Source organism: Streptomyces sp. NPDC056361 (assembly GCF_042262805.1).
In the GTDB taxonomy this organism is placed as follows: Bacteria; Actinomycetota; Actinomycetes; order Streptomycetales; family Streptomycetaceae; genus Streptomyces.
The window spans coordinates 1-9,213 of the sequence record NZ_JBHJQI010000218.1 but is presented as its reverse complement, the minus strand read 5'-3'; the positions used below and the strand labels follow the sequence as shown (position 1 = coordinate 9,213).

Annotated in this window: 9 protein-coding genes; 5 read left to right on the top strand and 4 right to left on the bottom strand. The window is 73.3% G+C overall.

What is annotated here, in order from left to right:
- The 4 genes from ACFCY7_RS38155 to ACFCY7_RS38140 all read right to left on the bottom strand — a co-directional run.
- A partial coding sequence (locus ACFCY7_RS38155) for a dihydrodipicolinate synthase family protein (RefSeq protein ID WP_376490683.1) occupies positions 1-153 on the bottom strand: 153 nt, incomplete at its 3' end.
- A gap of 84 nt (positions 154-237) precedes the next feature.
- The gene (locus tag ACFCY7_RS38150; protein ID WP_376490682.1) at positions 238-1,719 is read right to left on the bottom strand and encodes an FAD-dependent oxidoreductase; all 1,482 of its coding nucleotides are present in this window, start codon (positions 1,717-1,719) and stop codon (positions 238-240) included.
- Complete coding sequence (locus ACFCY7_RS38145; protein WP_184930662.1) at positions 1,700-2,014, bottom strand: (2Fe-2S)-binding protein; 315 nt, start codon at positions 2,012-2,014, stop codon at positions 1,700-1,702. Before ACFCY7_RS38145 ends, ACFCY7_RS38150 begins: the two co-directional genes overlap by 20 nt.
- Positions 2,015-2,046: 32 nt before the next feature.
- The gene (locus ACFCY7_RS38140; protein ID WP_376490681.1) at positions 2,047-3,240 is read right to left on the bottom strand and encodes an NAD(P)/FAD-dependent oxidoreductase; all 1,194 of its coding nucleotides are present in this window, start codon (positions 3,238-3,240) and stop codon (positions 2,047-2,049) included.
- Between the two features lie 206 nt (positions 3,241-3,446).
- Here ACFCY7_RS38140 and ACFCY7_RS38135 point away from each other — a divergent pair, with 206 nt between their 5' ends.
- The 5 genes from ACFCY7_RS38135 to ACFCY7_RS38115 are packed head-to-tail and all read left to right on the top strand — an operon-like array spanning position 3,447 to position 9,178.
- The gene (locus ACFCY7_RS38135; RefSeq protein WP_376490680.1) at positions 3,447-5,192 is read left to right on the top strand and encodes an ABC transporter substrate-binding protein; all 1,746 of its coding nucleotides are present in this window, start codon (positions 3,447-3,449) and stop codon (positions 5,190-5,192) included.
- A gap of 14 nt (positions 5,193-5,206) precedes the next feature.
- A complete protein-coding gene (locus ACFCY7_RS38130; RefSeq protein ID WP_376490679.1) occupies positions 5,207-6,142 on the top strand; it encodes an ABC transporter permease in 936 nt (311 codons plus the stop codon).
- Complete coding sequence (locus tag ACFCY7_RS38125; RefSeq protein ID WP_376490678.1) at positions 6,139-7,125, top strand: ABC transporter permease; 987 nt, start codon at positions 6,139-6,141, stop codon at positions 7,123-7,125. Before ACFCY7_RS38130 ends, ACFCY7_RS38125 begins: the two co-directional genes overlap by 4 nt.
- Positions 7,125-8,159 carry an ABC transporter ATP-binding protein gene (locus ACFCY7_RS38120; protein WP_376490677.1) on the top strand — a complete coding sequence of 345 codons (1,035 nt, stop codon included), beginning with the start codon at positions 7,125-7,127 and terminating at the stop codon, positions 8,157-8,159. Before ACFCY7_RS38125 ends, ACFCY7_RS38120 begins: the two co-directional genes overlap by 1 nt.
- Positions 8,156-9,178 carry an ABC transporter ATP-binding protein gene (locus tag ACFCY7_RS38115; protein ID WP_376490676.1) on the top strand — a complete coding sequence of 341 codons (1,023 nt, stop codon included), beginning with the start codon at positions 8,156-8,158 and terminating at the stop codon, positions 9,176-9,178. The genes ACFCY7_RS38120 and ACFCY7_RS38115 overlap by 4 nt, the downstream gene beginning before the upstream one ends.
- The last annotated feature ends 35 nt before the right edge of the window (positions 9,179-9,213 follow it).

Sequence of the window (9,213 nt, the reverse complement as noted above, 5' to 3'; positions counted from 1 at the left end):
GGGGACGACGCCGTCGCAGCCGTTGGCGATCAGCCACGCCACGTGCTCGGCGTACGCGTCGTAGTCGACGGAGAGGTCCTCGCGGAAGGGGAGGGTGGTGGCGACCATGATGCCGCGCCAGGGTCGGTCGGTGTTCCAGGTGGTGGCGGTCATGTCGACGACCTTTCTGTAGTGTGTGACATTTTACAGAGGGGTAGGAAGAGAGGCCCCCTGATGGGCCTCTCCCCCGGGTGGGGTCTAGTGCGGGCCGTCCGGCCCGGGTGTCTCCTCCAGCGCGGCGAGCGTCGAGAGGCGGACCGGGACGGCGAACGGGCGGCGCTCGGCGGGCGGTTCGGGCGTGCCGTCGGGCGCCGCGAGGCAGGCGACGGCCGTCCCGCACATCCGCCCCTGGCACCAGCCCATGCCGGCCCGGGTGAGGAGCTTGACGGTCCGGGCGTCCCGCGCGCCGAGGTCGGCGACCGCTTCGCGGACGCGTCCGGCGGGCACCTCCTCGCAGCGGCAGACGTCGGTGTCGTCGTCCAGCCAGGCGGGCCAGCCGGGGCCGGGGGCGTGGGCCGCGGACATCACGTCGGCGAAGGCGCGCATCCGGTCCCGGCGGCGCCGGAGTCCGCCGGCCCGCCCCGCGTCCGGCCGCCGGCCCCGCAGCCGGGCGACGATCGCGTGCGCGGCCAGCTCTCCTTCCGTACGGGCGAGTTCGGCGCCGCCCACGCCGCCGGTCTCGCCCGCCGCCCACAGGCCGGCCACCGAGGTCTCCTGGAGGGCGTCGAGGACGAGGCCCAGGGTCCCGTCGGGCAGCGTCCGGGTGGCGCAGCCGACGGCCGTGGCCAGTTCGATCTGCGGGACGAGTCCGTGCCCGACGGCCAGCGCGTCGCAGGCGATGCGGCGTCCCGTCCCCGGCACGGGTCGCCAGTCGCCGTCCAGCCGGCTGACGGTGACGGCCTCCACCCGGTCGGTGCCGTGCACCTCGGTGACCGCGCTGCCCGGCAGCACCCGCACGCGGTGCCTGAGCAGTGCGGCCCCGTGCACCAGGGCCTCGGCCGCCTTCCGGGGGTTGGTCAGGAGCGCCCGGGGGCTGCGGGCGTACCGCAGATAGCCGGCGGCCTCGACCACGGCCGGGACCCGCGCGCCGGCTGCCGCGAGGGACGAGGCGACGGCGAGGAGCAGCGGTCCGCTGCCGGCCACGACGACGCGGCGGCCGGGCAGGACGAGGCCGGACTTGAGCATGGCCTGCGCTCCCCCGGCGCCCACGACGCCGGGCAGGGTCCAGCCTGGAAAGGGCAGTTGGCGCTCGTAGGCGCCGGTGGCGAGGAGCAGGGTGCGGGCCCGGACGGCGACGGGTCGCTCCGCGGCGCCGTCGACGCCGGTGACCGCGTGCACGGTCCAGGTCCCGTCGGCCTCTTTGGTGGTGGTCCACACGTGGTGACCGGGCAGGTGGGCGACGCCGCTTCCGGCCAGGCGTCGCCTCAGGTCGGAGAAGGCGGACCAGTCGTGGTGCAGGGCCTCGGGCCGTACCGCGCCCAGGGCGGGCGCCGGGTGCCGGTAGAACTGTCCGCCGGTCTGGGCGGAGGCGTCGAGGAGGGCCACGGAGAGTCCGCGCTCGGCGGCGGTGACGGCGCCGGCGAGTCCCGCGGAACCCGCGCCGACGACGGCGAGGTCGTAGACCCCGTCCTGTGCGTCCCTCGTCCCCGGCGCGTCCGGTTCAGACGGTGAGGCGGTCATGGCCGTGTCCCTCCTGGGTGGTGATCGCGTCGCCGGGGCGGGCGGGGACGAGACAGGCGCGGCGGTTGGGTTCGCCGTTGACGGTGGCGAGGCAGTCGTAGCACTGCCCGATGCCGCAGAAGGCGCCGCGCGGCCGGCCGCCGTCCCGGGTGGTGCGCCAGGCGAGGATGCCGGCGCCCCAGAGGGCGGCGGCGACGGTCTGGCCCGGCAGGGCGGTGACGCGCCGGCCGTCGAAGGTGATCTCGAACGGCGGATCGGGCTGTGCGCCGACGAGGTCGGCGGGGGTGCGGGCCACGGGCCCTCCTCTCGTGACGGGGTGCGCGTGCCTCAGGGCGCGGGCGTGGACGCGGGTGCGGATGCGGATGCGGGTGCGGGTGCGGGGAAGCGGTCGGGGCGGAACGGGTGGATGTCGAGGGGTGGTGCGCCGCCGGTGACACAGGCCGCGACGATGAGGCCGGTCACCGGGGCGAGGCCGATTCCGGCGCCTTCGTGGCCGCAGGCGTGCAGCAGTCCGGGGACGCGCGGGTCGGGGCCGATGGCGGGCAGGTGGTCCGGCAGGTAGGGGCGGAAGCCGAGGTAGGTCCGGATCGCCCGTACGGTGCCGAGGACGGGGAACAGCGCGGTGGCCCCTGCGGCGAGGCGGCGGAGGACCTCGGTGGACAGGGTCCGGTCGAAGCCGACCCGCTCGCGGCTCGCGCCGATGAGGACGGGGCCGGCGGGGGTGCCCTCGACGACCGCCGAGGTCTGGAGCGCGGCGGAGCCGCTGGCGACGTCCGCCACGTAGTCGGCGGCGTACACCTTGTGCCGCACCACGCGGGGCAGCGGTTCGGTGACGAGGACGAAGCCCCTGCGGGGCAGTACGGGAAGGTGCACGCCCGCGCGTTCGGCGAGCGCGCCGCCCCATGTCCCGGCGGCGTTGACCACGTGCGGGGCATGGAGGTCACCGGCCGCGGTCCGCACACCGCGGATCTCGCCGGCGGGGCCGGTGAGCAGTCCGGTGACCTCCTCTCCCAGCCGCAGCGTGATCCGGTCGCCGCCGGCGCGCAGCAGTTGGGCGGCTGCGTGGGCGGGCATCACCTGGGCGTCCTGTGGATAGAGGAAGCCTCCCGCCAGTCCAGGAGCGAGGTGGGGCTCCAGGTCGTGGAGCCGGTCTCCGTGGACCTCCTGGGCGGTGACGCCCGCCTTCTCCTGACGGGCCGCGAACTCCCGCAGGGCCCGCATCCCGGACTCGCCCGAGGCGACGACGAGGCCGCCCTTGGCCTCGTACTCGACCCGCGGCGGAAGCAGGTCGGCCAGTTCACGCCACAACGTGGTGGCGAGCAGGGCGAGTTCGAGTTCCGGTCCTGGTTCCTTGTCGGAGACCAGGAGGTTTCCCTCGCCCGCTCCGGTCGTCCCGCCGGCGACGGGACCGCGGTCGACGACGGTGACGGAGAGGCCGGCGAGGGCGGCGTAGTAGGCGCAGGCCGCGCCGACGACGCCGGCGCCGACGACGATGACATCCGAGGGTTTTCTCGTGGGCACGGCAGTAATATTTCACATGGCACTGGAGTTGCCAAGCCCCCACGGCGGAGCATCGCAGCCGCCGCGGGCACTACCGGGCACCCGTCGGACACGGATGGATAACGGAGCGCCCGACACCTTGTCAGTGCAATTTCACATTACTATGTTACCGGTCACATTCCAGCCGTCGCCGGCTGGCCGACCCGCTGCTCCCGGAGTGACCACCCATGAACAAGCGCACGTACACCTTGGCCACCGCCCTGGTGACGACCCTGGCCCTCGGCGTGACCGGCTGCGCCGACGGCAAGAAGTCCGACGGCTCCCGGGACCGCAAGAACCCCGCCACCTCCACCAACGGCTCGGTCCTCGGCGGCACCCCGCAGAAGGGCGGCACCCTCACCGTCCTGTCCAACCAGGACTTCACCCACCTCGACCCGGCCCGCAACTGGGTCATGCCCGACATGGACTTCGGCACCCGGCTGCTCTACCGCACGCTCGTCACCTACACGGCGGAGCCCGGAGCCAAGGGCAGCGAGCTGGTCCCCGACCTCGCCGAGGACCTCGGCACCCCCTCCAACGGCGCCAAGACCTGGACCTTCCGCCTCAAGCCCGGCCTGAAGTACGAGGACGGCACCCCGATCACCTCCAAGGACGTCAAGCACAACGTCGAGCGGTCCTTCTCGCCCGACCTGCCCGGCGGCCCCGACTACGCGGCCCGCTACCTCGTCGGCGGCAAGGACTACCGGGGCCCGGCCGAGGGCAAGCACCTCGACTCCGTGAAGACCCCGGACGACCGCACGATCGTCTTCGAACTCCACACGCCCTTCGCGGAGTTCCCCTTCGCCGCCACCCTCCCGACCTTCGCTCCCGTGCCGCCCTCCCGGGACAAGGGCCCCCAGTACGACAGCCGCCCGTTCTCCTCGGGCCCGTACAAGGTCGAGACCTACGCCCGCGACAAGCAGCTCGTCCTGGTCCGCAACACCCACTGGGACCCCAAGAACGACTCCGTCCGCAAGGCGTACCCGGACCGGATCGTCGTCACCATGGGCCTCAAGGGCAACCAGATCGACGACCGGCTGATCGCCTCCTCCGGCGCCGACGCCTCCGCCGTCTCCTGGGCCCAGCTCCGCCCCGAGTCCATCTCCAAGGTCCTCACCAAGGCCGACGTGAAGGCCCGGCTGCTCGCCGAGTCCAGCAGCTGCACCGAGATGGTCCAGATGCACACCGGTCGCGCCCCCTTCGACGACCTGAAGGTCCGCCAGGCCGTGCAGTACGCCCTCGACCGGGAGGCGATCGTCACCGCCGCCGGCGGGCCGGCCGTCGTCGACGCCTCCACCGCCGCCATGCCCGGCGCCCTCTTCACCGGCGGCAAGCAGCCCGACACGCTGAAGATCCCGCTCTCCGGCGACGTCGAGAAGGCCAAGCAGCTCCTCAAGGAGGCCGGGAAGGCCGACGGCTTCTCCACCCGCCTCACCGTCTCCATGAACGACAAGCGCATCGGCGAGGCCATCCAGGAGTCCCTGGGCCGGGCCGGCATCAAGGTGACCATCGAGACCGTCGACCCGTCGGCGTTCTACGACACCATCGGCGACACCAAGAGCCGCACGGACCTCGTCTACACCGGCTGGTGCCCCGACTACCCGTCCGGCTCCACCTTCCTGCCCTTCGTCTTCGACGGGCGGTTCATCAAGGTGAAGGGCAACACCGGCAACCACTCCCTCTTCAAGGACGACGCCACCATGAAGCGGATGGACGAGATCGCCGCCATGTCCGACGGCGCCCAGGCCAACAAGGCGTGGCAGGACCTCGACGGGCAGATCCTCGCCAAGGCCCCGGTCGCCCCCGGCGCCTCGAAGCGCCGCACGCTGCTCATCGGCACCAACGTCGCCGGAGCCTTCGGGCACACCTCCTGGAGCGGCCAGCTCGACTACGCGACCGTCGGTCTCAAGGACCCGTCGAAGAGCGCGAACTGAAGGACGCCCCTCCCATGACACTCACCACCACCTCCTCCCCTCCGGTGTCCGGGGGCGGCGGGGCCTGGCGGGCGGTCCGCGCGGAACTGCGCCGCCGCGCCTCGCTGAAGGTCTCCCTCGCCGTCGTCGCGTTCTTCGCCCTGATGACCGTCGCCGCGCCGCTGATCAGCGCGCTCGGCGGCTGGGGCCCCGAGGAGTTCGACAAGGCCGCCGTCGACCCCTACCTCGGCGGACTGCCGATCGGGCCGCTCGGCGGGGTCTCCGCCGAGCACTGGCTCGGCGTCGAACCCATCACCGGACGCGACCTGTTCGCCCGCGTCGTGCACGGCGCCCAGGTGTCGCTGCTGATCGCCTTCGCCGCCACCGCGATCGTCGTGGCGGCGGGCGTCGCCGCCGGCGTCGCGGCCGGCTACTTCGGGGGCCGCACCGACACGGTGCTGTCCCGGCTGATGGACCTCACGATGTCCTTCCCGTCCCTCATCTTCATGATCGCGATGATGTCGGTGGCCAGGGACGTCAACCGGACGCTCCTGATGATCCTGGTCATCGGCCTCTTCGGCTGGCCCGGCGTCGCCCGGGTCGTGCGGGGCCAGACCCTCTCGCTCAAGCACCGCGAGTACGTCGACGCCGCCCGCGTCGGCGGCTCCGGCCCCTGGCGGATCCTCGCGCGCGACATCCTCCCGGGCGTCGCCGGACCCGTCATCGCGTACACCACGCTGATGATCCCCGGCATGATCGCCACCGAGGCCGCCCTCAGCTACCTCGGCGTCGGAGTCCGCCCGCCGACCCCGTCCTGGGGCCAGATGATCGCGGAGGGCGTCGCCTACTACGACACCGACCCGATGTACTTCCTCGTCCCCAGCGTCTGCCTCTTCCTCACCGTGCTCGCGTTCACCCTCCTCGGCGACGCCCTGCGCGACATCCTCGACCCGCGAGGGGGCCGTTCGTGATCCTCTACCTCGGCCGCCGGCTGCTCGGGGTGATCGGCGTCCTCCTCGCCATCGCCGCCGTCACCTTCGTCATCTTCTACGTGCTGCCCTCCGACCCGGCCGCCGCGGCCTGCGGCAAGGCGTGCAGCGACGAACGCCTGGAGGCGATCCGCGCCCACATGGGCCTCGACGCCCCCCTCTGGCGCCAGTTCGGCGACTTCGTCACCGGCATCTTCACCGGCCGCACCATGGGCAGCGGACAGTACGCCCTGCGCTGCGACTTCCCCTGCCTCGGCTACTCCTACGAGAACAGCGAGGGCGTCTGGGACCTGCTCGTCGACCGGCTGCCGGTCTCCGCCTCGCTCGCCGTCGGCGCCGCCGTGCTGTGGCTGGTCCTCGGCCTGACCGCCGGTGTCACGGCGGCGCTGCGCAAGGACACCCTCACCGACCGGGCCCTGATGGTCGGCGCGGTCGCCGCCGCCTCCCTACCGGTGTACTTCACCTCGGTGCTGCTCATCTACGGGTTCATCCGGCTCACCGGACTGCTGCCCTACCCGCAGTACGTCGCCTTCACCACCGACCCGCTGTCGTGGGCCGCCAACCTGCTGCTGCCCTGGCTGGCCCTGGCCGTGCTCTACGCCGCCATGTACGCCCGGCAGAGCCGCGGTTCGATGATCGAGTCCATGGCGGAGCCGTACATCAGGACCGCCCGCGCCAAGGGCCTGCCGCGCCGCACGGTCGTCGTCAAGCACGGACTGAGAGCCGGCATGACCCCGGTCCTCACCATCTTCGGCATGGATCTCGGCGGGCTCCTCGCCGGGGCCGTCATCACCGAGTCCCTCTTCGGACTCCCCGGCATCGGGCGCCTCTTCTACAGCGCCCTCAGCACCGGCGACCAGCCCGTCATCCTCGGGGTGACGCTGCTCGCCGCCACCTTCATCGTCGTCGCCAACCTGGCCGTCGACCTGCTGTACGCCGTCGTCGACCCGCGAGTGAGGTACTGATGGCCGCACCCGAACCCCTGCTGCGGGTCCGCGACCTCACGGTCACCTTCCCGACCCCGCGCGGCCCCGTCCGGGCCGTGGACTCCCTCTCCTTCGACGTGCCGCACGGGCGCACCCTCGGCATCGTCGGCGAGTCCGGCTCCGGCAAGTCCGTCACCTCCCTCGCCGTCATGGGACTGCACACCGGCGCCGAGGTCTCCGGTTCCGTCGCGCTCGACGGGCGCGAGCTCGTCGGCCTGCCGGACCGCGAGCTCAACCGGCTGCGCGGCCGGCGGATGGCGATGATCTTCCAGGACCCGCTGTCCAGCCTCCACCCGTACTACACGGTCGGCGAGCAGATCGCCGAGCACCACCGGGTGCACTTCGGCTCCCGGCGGGCCACCGCCCGCGCCCGCGCCGTCGAGGCACTCGCGGAGGTCGGCATCCCCGAGCCGAAGCGCCGGGCGGGCGAGTACCCGCACCAGTTCTCCGGCGGCATGCGCCAGCGGGTGATGATCGCGATGGCGCTGGTCTGCGAACCGGACCTGCTCATCGCCGACGAGCCGACCACCGCGCTCGACGTCACCGTGCAGGCCCAGATCCTCGACCTGCTGGCCCGGCTCCAGCGGGAACGGCGGCTCTCCGTCGTGATGATCACCCACGACCTGGGCGTGGTGGCCCGGGTCGCCCACGAGGTGCTCGTGATGTACGGCGGCCGGGCCGCGGAACGGGCCGCGGTGGACACGCTGTTCGCCGAGCCCGCGCACCCGTACACGCGCGGCCTGCTCGACTCGCTGCCCCGGCTCGACGACCCCGACGACGTACCGCTGCGGGCGATCCCCGGCAGCCCGCCGTCGCTCCTCGACCCGGCACCCGGCTGCGCCTTCGCCGCGCGCTGCGCGCGGGCCGCCGCCGGCACCGAGGCGGAGCGGGAGCGCTGCGCGAGCGAACGCCCCCGGCTCGGCGGGCCCGAAGGCCACGCCGCCGCCTGCCACTTCCCGTCGTTCCCGGCGCGGTCAGCCGCGCCTTCCCCGTACGAAGAGGTCGACTCATGACCACCGCCCACGCGGCACTGCCGCACCCGGCGCCCGCGCCCGACGACGCCGCCGCGCCGCCGCTGCTGCGGGTGCGCGATCTGGCCATGTCCTTTCCCGGGCGCCGCCGTTCGGCACCGGTCCGGGCCGTCGACGGCGTCGGCTTCGACCTGGCCGAGGGGGAGACCCTGGGCCTGGTCGGCGAGTCCGGCTGCGGCAAGTCGACCACCGGCCGCATGATCGTGCGGCTCCTGGAGCCGACCTCGGGGTCCGTCGGCTACGCGGGCCGGGACATCACGCACCTCTCGCAGCGGGCCCTCAAACCCCTGCGGCGCGAGATGCAGATGGTCTTCCAGGATCCGCACTCCTCGCTCAACCCGCGCCAGTCGGTGGCCCGCATCATCGCCGATCCCCTGCTGGTGCAGGGCGGTTCGGCGGCGGACGCCCGCAAGCGGGCGCGGGAGCTGATGGAGCTCGTGGGGCTGATCCCGGAGCACGCCGACCGCTTCCCGCACGAGTTCTCGGGCGGCCAGGCCCAGCGCATCGGCATCGCCCGCGCGCTGGCCACCGGCCCCCGGCTGGTCGTCGCCGACGAGCCGGTCTCGGCCCTGGACGTCTCCGTGCAGGCGCAGATCGTCAACCTGATGGAGCGGCTCCAGCGCGAGCTCGGCCTCGCGTACCTCTTCATCGCCCACGACCTCTCGGTCGTGAAGCGGGTCTGCGACCGGGTCGCCGTGATGTACCTCGGCCGGATCGTGGAGATCGGCGTGAAGGAACGGGTGTACGCGGCTCCCGCCCACCCGTACACCCGGGCGCTGCTGTCCGCCGTGCCGCTGCCCGATCCGGCGGCCGAGCGGGCCCGGGAGCGGATCACCCTGCTCGGCGATCCGCCGAGCCCGGCCGCTCCCCCGCCGGGCTGCACCTTCCACCCGCGCTGTCCCAAGGCCCGGGAGATCTGTCGTACGGAGGCGCCGCTGCTGCGGATCGCCGCCCCGGGCGAGGCCCGGGAGGTCGCCTGCCACTTCCCCGAGGCCGCCTGAGAAGCGAGAGGCCCCGGTCCCGCGCGTGCGGGACC

What these genes read in the sequence shown, in the direction of transcription:
- ACFCY7_RS38150 (WP_376490682.1), bottom strand. Translation starts at nt 1,719, where the DNA reads ATGACCGCCTCACCGTCTGAACCGGACGCGCCGGGGACGAGGGACGCA.
- ACFCY7_RS38120 (WP_376490677.1), top strand. Translation starts at nt 7,125, where the DNA reads ATGGCCGCACCCGAACCCCTGCTGCGGGTCCGCGACCTCACGGTCACC.
- ACFCY7_RS38115 (WP_376490676.1), top strand. Translation starts at nt 8,156, where the DNA reads ATGACCACCGCCCACGCGGCACTGCCGCACCCGGCGCCCGCGCCCGAC.
- ACFCY7_RS38130 (WP_376490679.1), top strand. Translation starts at nt 5,207, where the DNA reads ATGACACTCACCACCACCTCCTCCCCTCCGGTGTCCGGGGGCGGCGGG.
- ACFCY7_RS38135 (WP_376490680.1), top strand. Translation starts at nt 3,447, where the DNA reads ATGAACAAGCGCACGTACACCTTGGCCACCGCCCTGGTGACGACCCTG.